Genomic DNA, 22,373 nt, shown 5'->3' on the forward strand with positions numbered 1-22,373 from the left:
GTCAAACCATGAAGTAAGATTTTACTAGCTCATGTTTTCTCATGTTTTAGCAGTTTGAGATTCCAAGCTAAAAAGTATTCAAAGTTACAAAATGCCTCGTATTGATTCTCAAAACCAGAAAACCTTTACTTATTCTCGCAGCACCCTAGAACGAGCCGAACGAGCCTTAGTGTGTTCTCCCTTCAATCCTTGCTTGTTTGAAACAATGCGCTCTCGTCGAGTAGCATTAAGTGAAATGACTGCTAGTGCTGGTGTGCAAAATGGCTACACTAAACATTCTATCTCCGAGTTAGTAGCAGATAATGCACTTGTGTGGCTGATCCAAGTGGGTGTTCTGCGGCGCGAAGTAGATGGTCAAGGAATTACAGATAGTTTTCGCCTCACTCCTGTTGGTCGTCAGATAGTAGAACAATTTCAAACAAAATCTTGGCGGGCTCCTACATTGAGTGATAACCTATACAATGCTGTTATTCGTTGGTTTAGGTTACCCTTTTAGAATTAAGAGTATATAGCGGTTCTCATTTATATACCGAATTAAGCGGGGGTCTCCTGGAGGTTTGAAATGAAAGCAATTATGATAGTGGGAACAACATCCCACGCCGGGAAATCACTGTTAACGGCAGCTATTTGTCGTATACTATCGCGTCGTGGCTGGCGAGTGGCTCCCTTCAAAGGTCAAAATATGGCTTTAAATGCTTATGTGACCGCAAATGGTGGAGAAATTGGCTACGCCCAGGCGGTACAAGCTTGGGCTGCGGGAGTTATTCCTTGGGTAGAAATGAATCCTATTTTACTCAAACCACAAGGAGATATGACTTCTCAAGTCATAATCAAGGGAAAACCTATGGGTAGAGTCGGCGCTGTAGAGTACTACGAACAATATTTTGAGCTAGGGTGGCGGGCAATTGAAGAATCTCTACAGCATTTGAGTACAGAATTTGATTTGTTGGTTTGCGAAGGTGCTGGTAGCCCTGCGGAGATTAACATCAAGCACCGAGATTTAACCAATATGCGGGTAGCAAAATACTTGAATGCATCAACTCTATTGGTTGTTGATATTGATAGAGGTGGTGCTTTTGCCCATATCATAGGAACCCTGGAGTTACTCGAACCAGAAGAACGTGCTTTAATTCGCGGTATTGTAATTAATAAATTCCGTGGACAGCGATCGCTCCTAGAACCCGGAATAAAATGGTTGGAAGAACGCACTGGTATTCCTGTTGTCGGTGTTATCCCTTACTTGGAAGAGTTATATCCTGCGGAAGATTCCCTCGACCTGTTAGAACGGAGAGTACAAAAGATACAAACTGAACTCAGTATTAGTGTGATTCGCTTACCGAGAATTTCTAACTTTACTGACTTTGATCCACTAGAATCAGAACCTACAGTAGGGGTAAAATATATTAGTCCCAAGCAAGAATTGGGACATCCTGATGCACTGATTATTCCTGGTACAAAAACAACAATTCCTGACTTGATATTGCTGCAAAAAAGTGGTATGGCAGAAGCAATTCAACACTATGCAGCAGCAGGCGGTACAGTTTTGGGTATCTGTGGTGGGTACCAAATATTAGGTCAGATGATAGCCGATCCAGAGGGACTTGAAGGACAAGCAGGCAGATATCAAGGATTAGGGTTATTACCGATAAAAACTGTGATCACAGGACAGAAAGTCGCTCGTCAACGCCAAGTCAACTCGCATTTTCCACAAATGGGCTTACCTGTGATCGGATTTGAAATTCATCAAGGGCGATCGCGTATAGAAATTCCTCCAACAGAAACCGAAAACTACCATACTTTATTCGATGATGCTAATTTAGGTTTGGTGGATAATTGCTTATCGGTCTGGGGTACTTATCTCCACGGTATTTTTGACAATGGTCCTTGGAGACGTGCTTGGTTAAATCGTCTACGTCAACAGCGGGGTTTAAAATCTTTGCCAACAGGAGTTGCCAATTACCGGGAACAAAGAGAGCATATTTTAGACTCTGTCGCTGCTGAAGTTGAACGCCATTTGGACTTAACACCGTTTTTACCTTGAGGGTAGTTTTCATGACTGTTCGCGTCCGCTTCCTACCAGATGATGTTACAGTTGATGCTGAAGTGGGAGAACCCCTGCTCGACGTAGCAGACCGAGCGGGTGTGTTTATTCCCACTGGGTGTCTAATGGGATCATGTCACGCTTGCAGTGTGGAAGTTGAGGATGGACACACCATTCGTGCCTGCATTACAGCAGTACCGCCAAGACGCGAAGAGTTGACGATAAATTTGTTTAGTGACCCAACTTGGTGATTGAAATAATAGCTAATAATAGCTATTAGTTAGGAGTTATAAGTTTTGAACTGATCACTCCTAACTCTTGTGTCCTATCCTCATTAGCGATCGCCGTGGAGTAACGATCAATCTCCGAAAATTTGCTAGGTTATCATCAAATAAGTGATATCCTCTAGCAGAACAAAACATATAGCGAATCATGAATATAGATGAGATTAAGGCAATTTTAAAAAAATTTGCTAGTAGTATGATGGGCTTTCAGGGTACAGCACTCGTGAATTCTGAGGGTAAGCCGATCACAACAATTGGGATGAATGATGATTCCGCATTGATTATGGCGGGAACAATGATTTATTTGGCTAACCGCACCCGTAAGGAAGTGCAATGGGAGGGGATTGAGCAGATTTCGGTTAAAGGTGCAGACGGTTATGTGATTTTAACCACCTGTAGCCCTGATGTTTTCTTACTAGTCATTGCCAGTAATATTCCAGAAGGGATGCTACTTGTAGATATCAATCGCACTGTAGAGAAGTTGAACGCTGTACTCAAAGATGAGGAGTCTCAGAGCACAGACTCGAATCAGACAAAATTGCAAGAATCTGTATCAAAACTTACTAATAAGCCTGGTAAATTTTCCAATCCTTTAATGTATAGAGGAAGTAAGATACCTGAGTAAGCAGTGAAGATTTGCTATACCTGTTTTTTCTCAAATCCGTGGTAACCATCCATGTCATGCTCACTAATATCCAAACCATCAAGTTCTGCTTGGGCTGAAACTCGCAGACCAACTATAGCTTGAATTCCCGACCAAGCAAGCCAGGAGAACACAAACGTGAAAATACCCACTGAGATAATACCAAGTAACTGAATCAATAATTGTTCTAAACCCCCACCATAGAATAATCCTGGTTTTGGACCAGGCGCGAATAGCACAGCATTACTGCGTAGTTTATCTTCTATACCGACGCTAAATAAGCCCACAGCTAATGTTCCCCAGATACCATTGACAAGGTGAACTGAGATAGCACCCACTGGGTCATCAATTTTTAAGTTTGCGTCTATAAAAAGTACTGAGAAGAACACAAGGATTCCTGCAATCAGACCAATCCAAAACGCACTGCGAATGCTAACGAAGGCAGAGGAAGCTGTAATGGATACCAAACCTGCCAAGACTCCATTGAGGATCATGCTAAGTTCAGGTTTACCAAAGCGCCTCCAGGAAATCAGGGTTGCTGCAATACCACCCGTTGCAGCTGCCATGTTGGTTGTGAGGAAAATATGAGCGATCGCACCAGGATCAGCTTTGAGCGTTGAGCCTGCATTAAAGCCAAACCAACCCAACCAAAGAATAAAGCCCCCCAGAGTAGCCATACTCTGATTATGCCCAGGCATGGCAATGTTGCTACCGTTTTTTAGATAGCGATAAATCGGTGCACCACGTGATTCAAGTTTGTACAACCGTGGTCCCAACAGCCAAGCTCCCACTAAAGCCGCCCAACCACCAACCGAATGAACCACAGTCGAACCAGCAAAATCGTAGAAGCCTAATTTGGCTAGCCAACCACCTCCCCAAATCCAGTGACCAGTAATTGGGTAGGAAATAGCAATCAGTAAAAAGCCAAAGATAAAAAATGCAATAAACTTAATCCGTTCAGCAACCGCTCCAGTAAAAATAGTTCCTGCGGTGCCTGCAAAAACGAGTTGAAAGAAAAATAGAGCTGACTGAGGTACATCAGACTTGAGGGATTTAAACATCTGTTGGTCTGTTCCATCAAAAAACCAACCTTTTGTTCCAAACAATGGGTTTGTGTTGTCCCCAAACATAAGCGCACAGCCAATTACCCAGAAAGCCACTGTTGCCAGTGCAAATATAATGAAGTTTTGAGCTAATATATTGACGGCATTCTTGTGGCGACACAAGCCTGTTTCCAACATTGCAAAGCCAGCATTCATAAAGAACACTAAACAGGCAGTGAACAGCACCCATACCGTGTCCACAGCCACTTGTAAGTTTAGAGAGGGTTGTACTGGGGATGTGGAAGTTTGGGCAACTGCAGCGTAATTCAAAATCAGCACAATGATAGCTGCCAAGGGTAAGCTGAATTTCCAATTCAGTGACAGCCAGCTTTTTTTGCACTTTAATTCTTTGAGTTTTGGTTTGTCTAATTTCATATTCTGTCAAGTTTCACAATATATCATCCTTATCATCCTCATACATACGTGGCAAGCCGTAGCGCTCATACAGTTCTTGATCTATCTCTCGCAGTTTGCTCACTACTTTGTTAGTTCCTCCCTTGAGTGCTTCTTGAAATTCTGGTTCTCGTCGTTCTTTTTCTTGGACAAAAGCCTGCTGGGCTTGTTCAATAGTGCTGTCTTGCTCAATAAAGTAGCGAATCGCCGCTTCACCAATTGCCAATGTCGTAGACAAAGGTGATTTCATATCAGCTTGTTGAACACCTAATTGTCTTAATAATTTTTCCGCTTCATTGCTTTGATCTGCGTTAGTAGCAATTTGGGCAATCATACTGACCAAGCGACTTTGTATGGACAATACTCCCTTTTCGTTACCAAAAGGAAACCAACCAGTAAGAAATGCCAAACATGCTGCGACAAATGTATAGTCCCGAGCAACAGCTTTTTTGAGTGCGATCGCAGCGGTTGCTCCTCCAAAGCCCTGTTTACCGGCTTCGTCAGGAATACACTTATATATTCGTAGAGCGAGTTCTTCTATGTTGTACCGTTTATCGTCGTATTCATCCCATAAAGTACAAATATAAACATAAATTGAACTCAGAGTTTTGTACTCGGTGATTCTCGCCATAACGCAATCACGAATATTTGCTTCCTTTGCTTGCTGTCTGGCTGTTTTGAATTTAGTGTCACGAATTTGGGAGTCAAAAACGTTGTAGGGCGGATTCCACTCTGAGGTAGGTTGAATTCGATCAATCTTATTTAAAACCAAAATAACTGGTAGTTCAATTCCATGTTTTCGCTTGTGCGTTGATTTCAGTTCAGTGAGAAAATCAATATCGCTAGGCACATATGCTCGCTCATCAGCTGGAATCACAAATAACAGGATGTCTACTTTGTTTTGGACGACATCGTTAATGGCTTGTTCAAAGGCTGCATGATCGCGTGAGTCACCTACACCACGTGAGTCTACAAATCTTAATTTCCACCCATTGCGCTCATAATCGTATATTTCAGTAATTTGTGTTGTTGCTTTGGCTAAACCAATCTCGGTAACACTCCGTCCTAAAATGGCATTAATCAGAGATGATTTACCCGCTCCAGAACGCCCGTAAAGAGCTATTTTAGGAATTCTACTTTGCTTGGCCAACCGCTGAAGTTTATTTTTGAGAATTTGTTCAGTAAAAAATTTTAGCGGTTGAGGCAGTTGTGACAAACTTGAATGAATTGATGACTCTATAGCTTGCATCAATTCATCAGTTTCGCGACTAATCTTTTCTAGTCTTTGCAAAATAAGCCGCGTATTTTCAGGTCTGTGATTTGGAGACAAAGCCATCAGGGAATCAATTAAATCTGCCAATGGCTTTGAGATCCCAGGAGCGCTATCTCGCCAAATCAACTGACCTGTTGTCGAATCCTCAGCAAATGCACTTGGAGGGTAGCCCGTTATTAAGTTGACAAATGTCCGTCCTAGTGCATAAAAATCTGATTGCTTGACAGCTTTGCCTTTGATTTGTTCTGGCGGCGTATAACCAGATGACAATATAATCGTACCTTCAAAACCCTTACGTATACTAGTTAAATAAGCTTTTGTACCATATTTAACAGAACCAAAGTCAATTAACACAAGTTGGCCATCAGGTTTGAGCATGATGTTAGATGGCTTGATATCCCGATGGAAAAGCTTGTTCTCATGCACTAAAGCTAGAATCTCTATAACTTGTTGCAACCAAACCAGAGCTTGCCTTTGAGAAATTGGTTGATTTTGCTCTAACCACTGCCATAAATTTTGCCCCTCAATTTTCTCAAGCACTAAACAGTGCAATATCCTAGAACCGTAGCCAAGGTTTAAGGTTAAGGTAAAGTATCCATCCGGGTCGATTCTAGGAATTCCTGGGTGCTTGAGAGTGCTTAAGACGCTTGCCTCTCGCTGCAACATTTCGATCAACTTCGGATCATCTTCTTTGAGAACTTTTAGGACTTTTCGTGTGCCCCGATCATCTACCTCAAAGACTTCAGTATATTGTTGTTGGCGCAATTCGCGCAACGGTTTTACTAACTGATATCGCTCATTTACAAATAAGCTATTCCCACAGCTTTGACAACGCTCCACATAATTAGGATTTTGGCGCTGTTGACACCAGGGGTTAATGCAGTAGCTCACAATATTTTTGTTTTAGCAAAGATTTTAACTTATATCTAATTATGAACTGAGTTTCGTAATACCAATTCTGGAGTAAACTTTTACTTAATATTTGGTGACAAACAACTACAGTGTGTAAGTTTTCCAGACAAAGTTATTAAGAAGCATTAAACTCATCTATAGGAATCCGGTTTGATTTGGTCAGACCAGTGCTGGTCTCACCGTAAGGCGTGGCGTTAGCCATAGGGTGAATTACAAAGTAGAGACGCTTAACAGGGAACAGGGAACGCTTAAGAAGCAATAAAAGTGTACCTAGCTTCGTCAAAAATCAAACACGAGTCCTATATGGCTACGCCACGCAAGCTATCATGGGGAATTGGTATAAGTAGATACTGTATATTAGCTTAGCCTAGTCCAGATGCCCACGTCTATATAGTCAAACGGTTTCATCTTCTAGGAAAGTTTTTCTGTAAGTGAGCGCCGCAATAAAGAATCCATCATGTCTGGAACTCCTTGTACTGTAAAATATGCTTGCAAGTTTATACAAGTTTTGAGGTATATATAGCAATCCTATTTCATTTGTAAGAAATAAAGTACAAATGTACTTTATTCTTTCCTGTTAAGCGTTAAGCGTTCCCTGCCTCAACGAGTAATTTCACAACTCCGGCATGGATTGCTATATAGCTTTTGTCGAACACAAGAGCGTTAAGCGTAGCTTTCCGTCCGAGAGTGCCGCCCCTCTTAGGGGCTAGAAATCGCCTTTTGAGAGAGAAGATCCCTTTTTCTTGCAGGATCGACGCTGCAAAGCAGCCGCTACGCGAACACCTCTTTCATCATTGAGCTAGTCCTGATATTATAAATTGCCATGATACTTAATCAACTGATAGTTCGCTCACTAAATTCTTCTATATAAAAATTATGTATGTGAGCTTTTCATTGTTTCTATGATAATGATATTGTTTAGTTATGATGACTAAGTTTTGTCTTTTTTATAAAAATACAAGAATTTTCTTTTTTATATTTATAATCGTTATTGGTTTTTTAGCTGGCTGTCAATATATTAACTTCAATGCATCAAGTGAAGCCTCCCAAACTTGTTTAGGAGAAAATTCTGAATTCAGTATTGCTTTCTTCAAAACCAATAATCAGGGCGAAAGATATACAAAAGGTATTAACCATGTCATTATTTTTCACCCAAAATCAGAATCCTTAGACTTTAAAGTCAATTTGGGTTTGTCTCATCCGCTTTATGCAAAAGACAATAAAGGTAAATTTCGTCAAGAATATATACCAAAATTATTTCATGAACTCGTAAGTAATGAAAACGCAAAATTAAACGGCCAACTACCAATTGCGGCAATTAATGCCGATTACATCGATACTAATAATAAACCTCAAGGCTTAAATATTTCTCGGGGAGTTGAATATTCAGGAGATTTTAAGAATAAACGCTCTTCTTTCGGTATATCAGCAGCTAAACCAAGGCAGCGTCAAGCAACTCTTCAAGTAGGAAGAAGAAGGGATCATATTCTTAACTATAATTTAGTGGGAGGCAATGGCAGATTTTATCGTAACGGCAGGTTTAAAGATATTTGTCAAGATTTAGGAGAACTTGCTTGTAAACAAGCTAGAAATCGCTCTCTTGTAGCTATATCTGAAAAAGGATATGTCATTTTACTAGTTAATGACATTAAGGCAAATTCCGATATTCAAGTGTCTCAACTTAATCAAGAGCTTTTACCAGATATGTTTGATGATGTTCTTGAAGGAATTGCTCGTAATAACTGTTTAGGCAAGATTCAAGAAGGAATGTTATTTGATGGAGGAATGTCCCCAGGACTATACTATAATAATAAAATTTATGTGGAAAACCCAGGATCAATTGGTTCAGTTTTTTTAATTTATAAGAAACATTTAAAGAATTAATTAAGCTCTTAAGTCAATCAAATAAAAAAATAGCAATTAATGAAAAGACAGCTACGTCAAAAGAAAGACTTATGAGTAAAGCAGATAATATTGCTAGCTGAAAAAGGTACGCTAGAAACTGAAGCAAAAAAAAAAGACTATGACACCCTCGCAAATCGCGGATACGCTCAAAGAATTATTTAGTGCAGCGTCTGTCAATGCTATTGCACCAGGTTACTGGCAAGTACAAACTCCCAAGTTCCGACTGCTAGTTTTGCTATCGGATGATGAAAGCGGGTTACGCATTTTATTACCCATTATGCCAATCTCTGAGGCTCTACCTTTTGTAGAACAGTTTTTAGAAGCAAACTTTGAAGAAACTCAGGATGTACGTTATGCCTTGCAGGAAGGGGCTTTATGGGGGGTATTTCAGCACAACTGCAAGAGTTTAACGCCAGAAGATTTTGCAGATGCGATCGCCCTACTGATTTCTCTCTATCAAAATGGTTTAGATAGTGTTTTTAACCGGCTGATTGAAAAACGCATTCGGCAGATTGTTATAGCGGCTAAACAGCAGAATCAGTCTTTTGAAGCCACTATGCAAAACTTAGAACGCTTTTATGCAGAAGGATTGATGGGTGAACTAGATCAAAGTGCACAAGCCAGAGAGGAAGTTTTAGCTGCATGGCGTTATCAGTTACAGCGGCTGTGGAATGAAGTTGATTCTAATTCTGTGTAAAAATTTTAGAAACTTCATTTCATCAGCATTGACACTTAAACATGAATTTTAAAATGTCTCAACTTCTATTTTGGAGCCCTCTGGAGACTTGCGAACCTTAACTTGTGTGGGCAATCGCTCTCGGAGTGCTTTAACATGAGTAATTACTCCTATCAATTTGTCTTGTTGTCGTAAGGATTCCAGAATTTGGGTAACGTTTAAGAGCGTATCTCAATCCAGAGTTCCAAATCCTTCATCAAAAAACAAACTACCTAATTCTGCACCCATCGAAAGTTTTTCTGAGAGTGCCAATGCCATTGATAAGGAAGTAGCAAATGTTTCACCACCCGAAAGGATCTGCACTCGCCTTGACTCAACCCGCCTGAAGAATACTGAGTAAGTTGTTGTTCAGCATCTTCTGCTTGCTTGGTAGCTGCTTGTAGCTTATTTTGAACATCATTTAAGGCTTGTGCTGCCGAAGTTAGATTCTTTTTGCTTGATACATAAATTTACTGTTCTTGACATCTTGCACCTGTGGAAAGGAAGCATGAATTGGCAGAACAGTGGAAATGACTTCATGTGTTGAGCATCGATTATTCTTTATAAGATATATAAGATATTCATTCTTTAAGTTTTTTCAGTTTGTCTTTTGGATTATTTCATTATGGATCTCATTGAAATTCTCAAACAAGACTATCAAAGATTTCCTGATAATCAGACATACAGCGTCTACGCTCAAGATGTTTATTTTCAAGACCCGCTCAACAAATTTCGTGGTGTTGAACGATACAAGCAGATGATTAAATTCATCGACACTTGGTTTTTAAATCCCAAAATGGACTTGCACGATATTCGCACAGAGGGAGACACAATCAAAACTGAGTGGACACTCAGCTGGAATACCCCCCTTCCTTGGAAGCCACGTATTTCTATCCCAGGCTGGAGTGAATTGCGTTTCAACCCTCAAGGGTTAATTGTGTCTCACATAGATTATTGGCATTGTTCGCGCCTAGATGTACTGAAACAGCATTTATTTCCCTTAAAGAGTTCATAATGTAAATAAATGTAAATACTTCTCATCTTGGACCAAACTATCCATGCGTGTAATTCTAATGACAGGCAAAGGCGGCGTAGGAAAAACCTCCGTAGCCGCCGCCACTGGACTTCGTTGTGCAGAACTGGGTTATCGTACACTTGTTTTGAGTACAGATCCTGCTCATTCTCTGGCAGACAGTTTTGATCTAGAACTGGGACACGCACCGAAACAAATTCGCGCCAATTTGTGGGGTGCGGAACTGGATGCACTATTAGAACTAGAGGGAAACTGGGGTGCTGTAAAGCGCTACATTACTCAAGTTTTACAAGCACGCGGTTTAGAGGGGGTGCAGGCAGAGGAATTAGCTATTTTACCAGGCATGGATGAGATTTTTGGCTTGGTTAGAATGAAACGCCATTACGATGAGGGGGAGTTTGATGTTTTGATTATTGACTCAGCCCCTACTGGCACCGCACTACGTCTGTTGAGTTTACCAGAAGTTAGTGGTTGGTATATGCGGCGTTTTTACAAACCTTTTCAAAACATTTCTGTTGCACTTAGACCTTTGGTTGAACCTTTTTTTAAACCAATTGCTGGTTTTTCTTTACCAGACAAAGAGGTGATGGACGCACCTTATGAATTCTATCAACAAATAGAAGCTTTGGAAAAAGTATTAACAGATAACACTCAAACCTCTGTACGCCTTGTCACCAATCCTGAAAAAATGGTGATTAAAGAATCTCTTCGTGCTCATGCGTATTTGAGCTTATATAACGTTGCAACAGATTTAGTCGTCGCAAATCGAATTATTCCCGAAGCAGTACAAGACCCCTTTTTCCAACGCTGGAAAGAGAATCAAAAGCAGTATCGCCACGAAATTCATGAAAACTTCCACCCGTTACCTGTCAAGGAAGTTCCACTGTTTTCTGAAGAGATGTGTGGTTTGGCTGCTTTAGAACGTCTCAAAGAAACACTGTATAAAGATGAAGATCCAACTCAGGTTTATTACAAAGAAACCACAATTAGAGTTGTTCAAGAAAATAATCAATACAGTTTGGAATTATATTTACCAGGCATTCCTAAAAATCAAGTTCAACTCAGTAAAAGTGGAGATGAATTAAACATTACAATTGGTAATCATCGCCGAAATTTAGTTTTACCGCAAGCTTTGGCCGCACTGCAACCTGGAGGGGCAAAAATGGACGGAGACTATCTCAAAATCCGTTTTGCTGCAGTGTAATAGGCTCTGTTGTCCTTCTCGTTCCTTGTCTCTGGCAAGGAACGAGAAGGACACTAATAACGCCAAGGTTTTAACAGTTATGAGTTATCAATTTCATCATTGAGTAACGATCCCTCCACCATACGCCCTTGTTGACTATTAACTGTTAACTGTTAACTGTTCACTGATTTAATTCCTAAGTTGAACCGGCATCGCTAAATAAGTCATCTTAAAACCACCAACTGGAGTGAAAATCACTGGGGTCAAGTTTCCATTTAGCTGCACATGAATTTCAACAGATGGCAATGCTTTTAAACCTTCCATCAAATATTTAATATTAAAAGCAATATCTATATCTTCTCCTAATATCTGTGCTGACATTGATTCTCTACCATTGCCAACATCTTGAGCTTCACAGGATATAGTAATCTCCTGTTCTTCGCTATCCATGCTCACCTTAACAACATTATTCTTTTGATCTGCGAATACAGCAATTCGTTCTAAAGCGCTCAAGAATTGTCGCCTATCTAAAACCAATTCTCGCTCAAATTGTCGGGGAATGAGTAGACGGTAAGCAGGATATTGTCCTTCAAGAGTACGGCTTGTCAGTCTTTGATTTTGCCATTCAAAAATAACTTGGCCTTGGTCAAAATACAACGCTACAGGTTCCTCTTCTGAGTTCGCGTGAGCCAGCATCCGTTCTAATTCCCTTAAAGCTCTAGCTGGTACTGTCACTTCTAAACGAGTTTCCGTATTTGTATCTGGACTCTCATTAGTCGTCTGTACGACAGCTAAACGATGTCCGTCAGTTGCTGCAAATTCCAGTGTGTCTTGTTGAACTGTTAAATGTACGCCGGTAAGAACTTGTTTTGTTTCATCTGCACTAGTTGCAAATAAAGAACCTCGTAATCCTTCAATTAATGCACCAGCAGGAATATGTAGTGCTGGAGTATTTTCAATAACAGGGAGTTCTGGAAACTCTTGTGCTCCCATTGCGCGTACTTGATAACGCCCGCTTTTGGGTATCAGAGTCACAATTGAGCCTTCCCCTGCTAAGGGATCATCTGTAGAAGTTGATTCATTTTCTAGAGTAATTTCACCTTCTGGAAGGCGAGTAGTGATGTCATTAAGCAGCTTGGCGGGGATCGCAATTTCTCCAGAGTGCAATACTTCGGCGCTAAAACTTGTACGGATACCCAAACTCAGATCAAATGCTGTTAAGCTGACTTGGTTAGTTTCAGCATCCGCTTGTAGTAGTACGTTGGCAAGTACTGGATGTGTTGGGCGTGAAGGTACAGCACGGCTGGTGAGTGAGAGGTTAGTACTAAGGTCGCTTTGGGTGCAAACTAATTTCATGGTCAACTTTATTATTTTTAGTTATTCAGTCGTCGTACCTGTGGAAAATGTGGAAAACTTGTGGAAAACTAACCCTGTTTTTCCACAGAGTATTTATACTTAAGTAAGTTTTCCACAGATTTGTGGAAAGTTTTCCACAAAAAATAAAAAACTTTCCACAAAGCAATTTTATTTTAAAGATTCTTTATACTTAACTTAACACTTGAGGTAAGCGTTTCTTGTGGAAAACACAATAAGTTGGTTGGTACAAATAAAGTTTACTCGTCAAGGCAGTCATTAGTCATTGGTCATTGGTCATTGGTAATAGCTTGATTTGTTCGTGCTTTTTTACTTATTTTGTTTGTTTTTATCAAGATGATTTGTAGGGACGGCTAGCCATGTTAATGCGATCGCTCAATTGACGCAGTGTTTTCACTAAGTTTTGATCTGTTTGTCGCAGTTGGGTAATCTTTTCACAGCTGTACATGACCGTTGTATGGTCTTTTCCACCAAATTCTTCTCCTATTCTTGGTAAACTCAGGTCTGTGTGCTGTCGCATAAGATACATTCCTATTTGACGTGCCCAGCTAATCTCTCGTCGCCGCGAGTTTCCTTTAAGGTCTTCTATTGATACATCAAAAGCCTCAACTATCACTGATAAAATTGCTTCTGGTGTAGCTTCTACCTTCTGCGTTGGTGGTTCTAAAACGGGTGCAATATTTTCTACCGTCATTGGTAAACCCCAAATTGAAATATACGCTAATGCACGAATTAGTGCTCCTTCCAACTCTCGAATATTGGAAGTATAGCGAGAAGCAATATACTCAACAACGTCCCTGGGAAGACGAATATTTTCGTACTCAGCTTTTTTTTGTAAAATAGCCATTCTCGTTTCTAAATCTGGCGGTTGGATATCAGCAATTAATCCCATAGAAAATCGAGAACACAGACGTTGTTGTAAGCCAGGAATTTGATTGGGAGGACGGTCAGAAGCTAAGACGACTTGTTTACCAGCTTCATGTAAAGTATTAAAAGTATGGAAAAATTCTTCTTGAGTATATTCTTTACCTTCAATAAACTGAATATCATCCACTAAAAGGACATCAGCAGCACGGTAATGCTCTCGGAAACTTTGCATACTGTCGTTACGAATCGCAGCAATGAGATCATTCGTAAATTGCTCAGTAGAAACGTAAAATATTTTTGAATCTGGACTAATTTCCCATCGATAGTGACCAATCGCCTGCATCAGGTGAGTTTTGCCTAAACCCACACCACCACACAAAAATAAAGGATTAAACTCTCTTCCAGGATATTCAGCAACAGCTAATGCTGCAGCATGAGCCATACGATTGTTCGCACCAACTACAAATCGAGAGAAAACATACTTGAGGTTTAATTCTGTCGTTTTTAGTCGGTTTTGAGTCAGCGCATCTGTTGGACTGGTTTGAACCGGAGATCCCCAAGAAACTTCTTGTTCCTTAACATGATAAACTTCATCACCTTGAGTAACGGTGATATAAATATCTACAGGATAACCAAGAATATCTTGTACAACATTAGCAATCGTTTTTATGTAATATTTTTGTAACCAATTACGAGCAAACGGGTTAGCAGTAAAAATTACCAAGCAATTATTTTCCAATCGCTCAGCGCTCGCGGTTTTGATCCAAGTCTCAAAGGTGGGACGAGATAGCTCTAGTTGTAAGCGTTCTAGTACCTGACTCCACAGATTTTCTATGGGCATTTCCATAATTTACCACCAATGCTCGGCAATGGTCACAATAATAATGAAGATATGAGCAAGTACAAGGAAGTGCAAACAACATTTTAGACCTGAAACAAGCCGTTGAGTTGTCATCATTCTTGCTCTACCCCCGGTAGCCAAGATTTTATCACCCATAGATTCATACGGAGAAACAAAGACAAATGAAGACTACAGACTATGATTTTCAGCCGCGAAGAGAACAAAGAAAACAGAGCCGCAGGGGAGATGCTCTCTCCTCATCCTTCTCCCTACCTCACTCACCCCGTCTCCACGTTTCCGTGTCCCCAAAAGGGCATTTGTCCCAAAGGTGGTCAATAAATGGTATTTTGGTCGTGCTGCTTGGTAGTGGGGCAATGATGTCTATTGGGGGTTGTTCCATCCCTGCTGGTACCCTTAATGCTACAAAAACAGATGCTCAGGCTCAAACGTCAGTCCAAAAGACAACAGATAACACCCCCCCAAGTATTTTACCTGTTGTCTCCTCGTCCAATAATCCTAACTTTGTGGTTGGGGTTGTACAAAAAGTAGGACCCGCAGTTGTTCGCATTGATGCTGCAAGGACTATCGTTTCTCAAGTTCCTGAGGAATTTGACGATCCAGTTATTCGGCGGTTTTTTAGCTCACAGCCAAGAGAAAGAATCGAACAGGGTAGCGGTTCTGGGTTCATTATTAACGCTGGCGGTCAAATCTTGACCAATTCCCATGTGGTTAACGGTGCTCAAAGCGTGACAGTAAAACTGAAAGATGGTCGCTCTTTTAAGGGGCGCGTAATGGGTGAAGACCCAGTAACAGATGTCGCTGTGATTAAAATAGAGGCAAATAACCTGCCAACTGTTTCTATAGGTAACTCTGAATTATTACAACCAGGAGAAGCGGTGATTGCGATCGGTAATCCTCTTGGTTTGGACTATACAGTCACATCTGGCATTATCAGCGCGATAGGTCGTTCTAGCAGTGACATTGGTGTTACTGATAAACGTGTTGATTTCATTCAAACTGATGCTGCTATTAACCCTGGTAACTCTGGTGGACCACTGTTAAATGCTCGCGGGGATGTGATTGCGATGAACACAGCCATCATTCGCGGCGCTCAAGGGTTAGGATTTGCCATTCCTATTAATACCGCCCAGGGGATTGCTCAGCAATTAATAGCAAAAGGTAAGGTTGAACATCCTTATTTAGGTATTACAATGGCGACTTTGACTCCAGATATTAAAGAACAAGTGAATTCCAAATTTGGCATTAACTTGACAACAGATAAAGGAGTTTTATTAATTGATGTTGTCCCCCGTTCTCCCGCAGCCTCTGCTGGACTGAAAACAGGAGATGTGATTCAAAGCATTAGTAACGAGCCAGTCACTAAAATAGAACAAGTGCAAAAGATAGTCGAGAAGAGTAAAATTGGCTCTTCTTTAGAATTGCAAGTACTACGTAATGGGCAAATAACACAAATAGCTATTCAACCCGCACCTTTACCAGTTCGACGTGGAAGTTAGTACAGCGAAAAGCAGAATTCGCTTATTCGCTCATTTCAAACATGCTCTACGGGGACGCACTTAGTAGGTCGGCGTAAATAATTCTTGTTGGAATAAAGCAGGGAGCAGGGAGCAGGGAGTAGGGAGAGAAAGAGTTTGAGCCTTATTTACTTTTCTTTACACAGTTTGATTTTTTTGCACCGACTTACTTTTACAAGAAGCTCATCTTATAAGCTTTTCGCGCTCATTTGAATGGTATGTTTATTTATGCGCCCGCCATAATAATAGAGCAAAAATGATAAAGTATGAATGATGAATTCAAAAATATTCCTGATTCATATTTTCTCTTTCATAAATTTTTTCGATGAAAGCTATTATTAAGAGTTATCATGGGTGAATTATTATCAGTTCTTCAACTAGGCCAGCCAATACTACGTCAAAAAGCTTCCTTTGTTGAAAACATCAACGATGAGCATATTCAAAAACTGATTGACGATCTCATAGTGACAGTTGCTCAGGCTAACGGTGTTGGTATTGCTGCACCTCAAGTAGCCGAATCTTGTCGTTTATTTATTGTTGCCTCTCGCCCCAATCCCAGATATCCCAATGCTCCAGAAATGGAACCAACTGCGATGATTAATCCCAAAATCATTGCCCATTCGTCGGAGATAGTCAAAGGCTGGGAAGGTTGTTTGTGTGTTCCAGGAATTAGGGGGCTAGTTCCCAGATACCAAGAAATTGAAGTGGAATACACAGACCGACATGGCAAAACGCAAAAGCAGGAATTTACTGATTTTGTCGCTCGTATTTTCCAACATGAATATGACCACCTTGATGGTATAATCTTTCTGGATAGGCTGGAAAGTACTCTGGATATAATCACAGAACAGCAATATCAGAAACAACTTGTTAACAATACTTAACTATAAATCATTCTGAAGAATGAATATTCACCTAAGAAATTAAGGTACACTTAACCTATTGTTAACCATCTGGCTTGACGCAGTAATCGGGTAAATGGTCAAAACTCTCAGTAGTAGCGAGAGAGTAAGTCCTCAGGAAAAAGAGCCTGTGGATTTATTCTTGTCTCAGCAATTAAGCGATGAATCAAGTGAAACTATTAAGAAATCTGGTGCAGAGTCACTGATGCAGCCACCCATAGTTGAATTGCAAGTTGTTCATGCAACAACAGGACGTGTTAGAATCCGCGCTACTGACGGTAGTAATAACTCGATATTTGAAACCATCTCTCAACACTTACGAAAGCAAGACGGGGTGAGGGAAGTCTTTGTCAATGAGCAAACAGGCAGTTTAGTTGTTAACTTTGATGAGAAGAAACTGCCCTTGGCTCAAATGTTGGAACGACTCCAGCAATTGAATATATATCCATTGCAAGCTTCGCCTCAGACAGGAAGTCTGAAAGACCCTTTCGCGGCATGGAAATCTCCTAATTTTTGGAAAGAGCAAGGCATTTCGTTTATTCCCTTATTCACGGGATTGGCAGTCACTGGAGGACTCGGAATCAGTGGTTTGGCATCGATTCCAGTTTACTATGTGACAGCAAATGCGACTCGTCGGGTGATAGACGAACTCCAATCAAAATCACAAACAGGTGCAGCCCCTTCTTCGCAAAAACCAAAGGATAATAAGTCTTCGATAAAACCTAATACAACTGACCAACCTTCATTATCGAAAGTGGAGGATAAATCTATTGAACCAGCAGCACAGCCAGCAGAAATTGCTTACAGCGTAGTTCATGCGATTCCAGGACGTATTCGGTTGAATGTGCCTCGAATTGGACGCGATCGCGCCTATGCACGACGACTCGAAAGGTTACTCAAAACAGAACCCCAAGTGACAAACGTACGCGTCAGTTCGGATGCTGCATCTATTGCTATTACCTATAAATCAGAGATTCCAGTATCTCATTGGGTTGGTTTGATGCTATTGGCAGACAAGACAATTGCGCCAACAAACCCCATAAATATAGAAGAGCAAGCGCTGACACAACCAGTTGCTCAACACAGCGAAGAACCTGCCAAATCAACTGCGCAAACAAACGCTAGAAAGAGAAAAACAAACCACGCGCTGACACAACCAGTTGCTCAACAGGGCGAAGAACTTGCCAAATCAACTGCGCAAACAAACGCTAGAAAGAGAAAAACAAACCACGCGCTGACACAACCAGTTGCTCAACAGGGCGAAGAACTTGCCAAATCAACTGCGCAAACAAACGCCAGAAAGAGAAAAACAAACCAAGCGTTGACACAACCAATTGATCAGCCCAGCCAAGAACCTCCGAAATCAACAACGCTAAAAGAGCAACCCATAGTAGAAACAGCTGGTCTGTGGTCTGATTTTAAATCTCCAGCTTTGAATACAGCTCTATCCTTCATGGCGAACTTTCCATTAGACCGTGTTTCAGACCAAGGAATACTGGAGGACATAAATGGCTGGTTTAACAACGCAATTAGCATCCCAATCATATAGAGAATCTCAGATCGTAGAACAACAGACTAGTTATCCAACAGCAAAGGCAAATTGTGTGATCGCTTACAGTATTGTCTATGCAACTTCTGGTAGCGTAGGCTTTTGTGTCCCTCAAATATCTGTAGATCCCACATATGTGCAGCGCTTGCTAACTTTGCTTGCTTGTGATCCTCGGGTTATAAGTCACAAAGTTAACAAGAACGCAGGATCTATTGTCATAGATTACCAACCTGGAGTGCCAGATGTGGAGATGCGTCTGTGTTTGGCTAGTATTATTGAGTTTGCAGGCAAACCAGAAGAAAAGCCAGCCAGTTCATCCTTCGTATCTCAAGCAGCTAGTTGTCCGAGTGTTGCACAAGAAAAAGAGAATGGTTATGAACCTGTGGGGGCAAACGTCTTATCTGATCCTGGACTTGTCAGGATGGAAACATCTTTGGACTCTAAATTAGAGACAGCGAAAGTATCCCCAAGCCCCCAATTAAAAGGAGTAGACAAGATACCGAAGTTGTCAAACCAGTCCAATCATACTCCTGAGAAGACTGACAACAAAACAAAGCAACCAGCAAAAGTAGCATATAGCATTGCTCATGCCATTCCAGGACGAGTACGTTTTCGTATACCTCGAATAGCCAAAGATTCAAAATACGTCCAACGGTTGGAGGCGTTGCTTAAAGGAGATCCTTTTGTCACTGGCGATAGCGCCTTCGGGGTGGGCGTTCTGCGCCATCGCGTGAATAGCGCCGCAGCCTCAATTGTCATTACCTACAAGTCCAGAACTTTGCCCAATTCCAAAAAACGTTCTTTAAACCTTTTGGAACAGGTCATATCATATTTATCCACTCTAATTGAATCTGCTGCTAGCGATGGTGTAGTTTCCATGAGTCAACCAGAAGAGACTCTTACTCACTTTTGCAAATAAGGCAGTCAAATTCAAGCCCCACCAAGTCTCAAGGCAGTTGTCTTTGAACTGCCTGAAGTACCCTGTCTTAATCTCAAAACAGCAGATTTTTAAAAGTCCGATTTGAACAAACTTTGTATAAGAGAGAAGAAATGGCAAAACTCAGTGTGCAACTACCAACTTCCAGAAGTGATGTATCCCAAGTAGCTGTAACAGCAAAAAATGGGATTTCTAGAGTTGAGAGTAATGGACACTCAAATGGACACCCACTGGTTAAGTCTTGCGAAGTTCCATACACTATTGTGCATAGGCTCCCGGAAAGACTGAGGTTGCGAGTACCTCGTTTGCTTTATGATGCGGATTATGCACAGCGTCTACAAGTGTTATTAGAAGCTGACACCCTTGTGGCAAGTGTTCGTATTAACCGTGCAGCGGCGTCACTAACAGTGACTTATAAATCCAGCAAAGTTTCAGATACTAAGATATATTCGCATCTGGATCATTTAATTCAAGCAGCTAGTGAAGTCGTCGTTGTTAAACCCTCCCAGCCACAACCTGCATCGGATGCAGAAGAAAAACCTTGGCCAGGAATGCAACTTTCGGCTTTGGCCACGACTTTAGCTGTATTGAGTGGACCGCTAGGATGGTCTATTCCGCCTGTTATGGTTGCAGGAAGCATAACCCTTGCCACATTACCTGTTTTTAAACGAGCTTGGGAGGGAATCAGGGATGAGCGAAAACTGAATATTGACTTTCTAGATTTTATTGCTATTGCCATTACCACAGTCCAGGGTCAATTTCTCACACCTGCGCTGATGTTGAGTTTGATTGAAATTGGCGAGAATATACGCGATCGCACGGCTCGTTCTTCAGCTCAACAAACTCTGGATCTACTCAGTTCTCTCGGACAGTTTGTCTGGGTGGAACGCGATGGCGAAAAGGTGCAAATTCCGATCCAAGATGTGGTGCGAGGCGATACAGTCATAGTTTACCCCGGCGAACAAGTTCCAGTTGATGGTACTATTCTACGAGGTAAAGCGCTACTGGATGAGCAGAAACTCACTGGTGAGTCTATGCCTGTCTTGAAGAAAAAGGGACAAACCGTTTACGCCTCAACTCTCATGCGCGAGGGACGAATTTATATTTCGGCGGAACGGCTAGGTAATGATACTTGTGCTGGACAGAGCATTCGGTTAATGCAAGAAGCTCCCGTCCACGATACCCGTATGGAAAATTATGCTCTGAATATTGCTCAAAAAGCAGTTGTGCCAACTTTGCTACTTGGCAGTGCAGTATTTGCCCTAACTCGTAACCCAGCACGAGCAGCCAGTATCTTCACTCTCGATTTATGCACGGGAATTCGTGTCTCAATACCAACAACGGTATTAGCAGCACTAACATACTCAGCGCGGCACGGTGTTCTGATTCGTAGCGGACGAGCACTAGAAAAACTTGCAGAAGTTGACACGATTGTGTTTGATAAAACAGGCACACTGACGAAAGGTGAAGTGGCTGTTGTTGGTGTCGAAAGTCGAAATCCTGCAACATCAACAACACGAGTGCTGGAACTTGCAGCAGCGGCTGAGCAGCGCCTGACTCACCCAGTGGCGGAGGCGATCGTCCGCTATGCTCAAGAACAAGGAATACAAACGCTTTCCCGTAGTAAGTGGGACTACCAACTTGGTCTAGGTGTCCGTGCAGATATTGACGGGGAAACTGTTTACGTGGGTAGTGAGCGGTATCTGCGTCAAGAAGGCGTTGAGATGGATCTCAATGGACATCAAAAGCAGGCAACTTCAGTCATTTATGTTGCTAGCAATGGTCAACTTCAAGGTATGATAGAGTATAGTGACGTACTCCGTTCAGAAAGCCGAGAAGTTATCACAGCGCTGTTGACAGTCGAAGGTGTGGAAGTCCACATGCTGACTGGGGATAACAAACGAACTGCTAGCGCTGTAGCCTCTCAATTGGGAATTCCTCCAACGCACACCCACGCAGAAGCTTTTCCTGAGCAGAAAGCAACTGTTGTCCGTGAGCTACACGAACAAGGTAAGACAGTTGCATTTGTTGGTGATGGAATCAATGATTCGCCAGCTTTAGCCTATGCTGATGTTTCTGTTTCCTTCGCCAATGGTTCTGAAATCGCTCGCGAAACAGCAGACGTAGTGCTGATGCAGAATGACTTGCATGGTTTGTTGGAGGCGATTGAAATTGCCCGCAATGCTAGGCAAATAATTCAGCAAAACACAGGTCTTATTGCTGTTCCTAACGTAGCAGCATTAGCGATCGCAGTTTTGTTTGGTCTTAACCCCCTAGCAGCAACTGTAGTTAACAATGGCTCAACAGTTGTTGCCGGAGTTAATGGTTTGCGCCCAATTCTTAAAAACCGCAAACAAAAAGCTCTACCATCAGCAAGATAAGATGATAGCTATCTTAACGATAGTAGACTAAACAACTTTATCAAATTTTTCCCGTTCACAGGAGGAAAATAATCATGGCACCTAAAATTACTGATTTTGTTGAAGACGCTGGCGCACCTGGTATTATAGCCGGTATTGGAGCAGTACTCCTCGCACCTGTCGTTATTCCGATTGTGACAGGTATTGGTAAACCCATTGCCAAATCAATCATCAAAGGCGGACTTGTTCTTTTTGAAAAAAGCAAGGGAGCCGTTGCAGAAGTTGGCGAAAGTTGGGAGGATATGGTAGCCGAAGCAAGAGCAGAACTTGCTGAAGGAAGACAGCTACCAGCAGTTGATGTTGCGGGTTCCCCTGTTGACCATACGCTCGATAATGGTGCATAGCTTTCGATTCATTTCGTGTTCCTTGGCTGAGCCAGGGAACACCAAGGAAATTCGTAGTTCTTGACAGTTATCAGTTATCAGGTAGGAAACGGACTCATCCACTCCTTGTTCCCTGTTCC

At 41.6% G+C, this 22,373-nt stretch carries 19 protein-coding genes; 14 read left to right on the top strand and 5 right to left on the bottom strand.

Features of this window, described 5'->3' with window-relative positions:
* Window positions 1-91 precede the first annotated feature (91 nt).
* The 4 genes from AC5JM2_RS25295 to AC5JM2_RS25310 all read left to right on the top strand — a co-directional run bounded on the left by AC5JM2_RS25295 (window position 92) and on the right by AC5JM2_RS25310 (window position 2,950).
* On the top strand, window positions 92-496 hold the full coding sequence (locus AC5JM2_RS25295) for an Npun_F0494 family protein (protein ID WP_495837572.1): 405 nt from the start codon (window positions 92-94) through the stop codon (window positions 494-496).
* A gap of 66 nt (window positions 497-562) precedes the next feature.
* Window positions 563-2,041, top strand: a complete 1,479-nt coding sequence (gene cobQ, locus AC5JM2_RS25300; protein ID WP_495837573.1) for a cobyric acid synthase CobQ — start codon at window positions 563-565, stop codon at window positions 2,039-2,041.
* Window positions 2,042-2,052: 11 nt separating this feature from the next.
* On the top strand, window positions 2,053-2,292 hold the full coding sequence (locus AC5JM2_RS25305) for a 2Fe-2S iron-sulfur cluster-binding protein (RefSeq protein WP_495837574.1): 240 nt from the start codon (window positions 2,053-2,055) through the stop codon (window positions 2,290-2,292).
* Between the two features lie 181 nt (window positions 2,293-2,473).
* A complete protein-coding gene (locus AC5JM2_RS25310; protein ID WP_495837575.1) occupies window positions 2,474-2,950 on the top strand; it encodes a roadblock/LC7 domain-containing protein in 477 nt (158 codons plus the stop codon).
* Between the two features lie 14 nt (window positions 2,951-2,964).
* On the opposite strand, the gene AC5JM2_RS25315 is transcribed toward AC5JM2_RS25310, so the two are convergent.
* Window positions 2,965-4,446, bottom strand: a complete 1,482-nt coding sequence (locus AC5JM2_RS25315) for an ammonium transporter (protein WP_495837576.1) — start codon at window positions 4,444-4,446, stop codon at window positions 2,965-2,967.
* 13 nt (window positions 4,447-4,459) lie between these two features.
* On the bottom strand, window positions 4,460-6,628 hold the full coding sequence (locus tag AC5JM2_RS25320; protein ID WP_495837577.1) for a protein kinase domain-containing protein: 2,169 nt from the start codon (window positions 6,626-6,628) through the stop codon (window positions 4,460-4,462).
* 945 nt (window positions 6,629-7,573) lie between these two features.
* Between AC5JM2_RS25320 and AC5JM2_RS25325 the strand changes: the two genes are divergently transcribed.
* Window positions 7,574-8,533 (top strand): phosphodiester glycosidase family protein, encoded by a 960-nt coding sequence (locus tag AC5JM2_RS25325; protein ID WP_495837578.1) that lies wholly within the window; start codon window positions 7,574-7,576, stop codon window positions 8,531-8,533.
* 139 nt (window positions 8,534-8,672) lie between these two features.
* On the top strand, window positions 8,673-9,251 hold the full coding sequence (locus AC5JM2_RS25330; protein WP_495837579.1) for a hypothetical protein: 579 nt from the start codon (window positions 8,673-8,675) through the stop codon (window positions 9,249-9,251).
* Window positions 9,252-9,461: 210 nt separating this feature from the next.
* On the opposite strand, the gene AC5JM2_RS25335 is transcribed toward AC5JM2_RS25330, so the two are convergent.
* Complete coding sequence (locus AC5JM2_RS25335; protein WP_495837580.1) at window positions 9,462-9,593, bottom strand: SbcC/MukB-like Walker B domain-containing protein; 132 nt, start codon at window positions 9,591-9,593, stop codon at window positions 9,462-9,464.
* Window positions 9,594-9,894: 301 nt separating this feature from the next.
* Here AC5JM2_RS25335 and AC5JM2_RS25340 point away from each other — a divergent pair, with 301 nt between their 5' ends.
* Together AC5JM2_RS25340 and AC5JM2_RS25345 are read left to right on the top strand one after the other, a co-directional pair.
* Window positions 9,895-10,284 carry a C6orf136 family protein gene (locus AC5JM2_RS25340; protein ID WP_495837581.1) on the top strand — a complete coding sequence of 130 codons (390 nt, stop codon included), beginning with the start codon at window positions 9,895-9,897 and terminating at the stop codon, window positions 10,282-10,284.
* Window positions 10,285-10,327: 43 nt separating this feature from the next.
* Complete coding sequence (locus tag AC5JM2_RS25345; protein ID WP_495837582.1) at window positions 10,328-11,506, top strand: TRC40/GET3/ArsA family transport-energizing ATPase; 1,179 nt, start codon at window positions 10,328-10,330, stop codon at window positions 11,504-11,506.
* A gap of 168 nt (window positions 11,507-11,674) precedes the next feature.
* Here AC5JM2_RS25345 and dnaN read toward each other — a convergent pair whose 3' ends face one another.
* Together dnaN and dnaA are read right to left on the bottom strand one after the other, a co-directional pair.
* Entirely contained in the window at window positions 11,675-12,841 is a 1,167-nt protein-coding gene (gene dnaN, locus AC5JM2_RS25350) for a DNA polymerase III subunit beta (protein WP_495837583.1), read from the bottom strand.
* 349 nt (window positions 12,842-13,190) lie between these two features.
* Window positions 13,191-14,573, bottom strand: coding sequence for a chromosomal replication initiator protein DnaA (dnaA, locus tag AC5JM2_RS25355; RefSeq protein WP_495837584.1), 1,383 nt, complete (start codon window positions 14,571-14,573; stop codon window positions 13,191-13,193).
* Between the two features lie 176 nt (window positions 14,574-14,749).
* Here dnaA and AC5JM2_RS25360 point away from each other — a divergent pair, with 176 nt between their 5' ends.
* The 6 genes from AC5JM2_RS25360 to AC5JM2_RS25385 all read left to right on the top strand — a co-directional run bounded on the left by AC5JM2_RS25360 (window position 14,750) and on the right by AC5JM2_RS25385 (window position 22,254).
* Window positions 14,750-16,084 carry an HhoA/HhoB/HtrA family serine endopeptidase gene (locus AC5JM2_RS25360; protein WP_495837585.1) on the top strand — a complete coding sequence of 445 codons (1,335 nt, stop codon included), beginning with the start codon at window positions 14,750-14,752 and terminating at the stop codon, window positions 16,082-16,084.
* Between the two features lie 368 nt (window positions 16,085-16,452).
* Window positions 16,453-16,986, top strand: coding sequence for a peptide deformylase (def, locus tag AC5JM2_RS25365; protein ID WP_495837586.1), 534 nt, complete (start codon window positions 16,453-16,455; stop codon window positions 16,984-16,986).
* Between the two features lie 94 nt (window positions 16,987-17,080).
* Window positions 17,081-18,553, top strand: a complete 1,473-nt coding sequence (locus AC5JM2_RS25370) for an HMA2 domain-containing protein (protein WP_495837587.1) — start codon at window positions 17,081-17,083, stop codon at window positions 18,551-18,553.
* Entirely contained in the window at window positions 18,513-19,472 is a 960-nt protein-coding gene (locus AC5JM2_RS25375) for a hypothetical protein (protein ID WP_495837588.1), read from the top strand. Before AC5JM2_RS25370 ends, AC5JM2_RS25375 begins: the two co-directional genes overlap by 41 nt.
* A gap of 131 nt (window positions 19,473-19,603) precedes the next feature.
* A complete protein-coding gene (locus tag AC5JM2_RS25380; protein WP_495837589.1) occupies window positions 19,604-21,871 on the top strand; it encodes a heavy metal translocating P-type ATPase in 2,268 nt (755 codons plus the stop codon).
* A 74-nt stretch (window positions 21,872-21,945) separates the two neighbouring features.
* Window positions 21,946-22,254: a DUF5132 domain-containing protein gene (locus AC5JM2_RS25385; RefSeq protein WP_495837590.1), complete on the top strand. Its 309-nt coding sequence runs from the start codon at window positions 21,946-21,948 to the stop codon at window positions 22,252-22,254.
* Window positions 22,255-22,373: the final 119 nt, after the last annotated feature.

It is taken from the genome of Brasilonema angustatum, assembly GCF_059505445.1.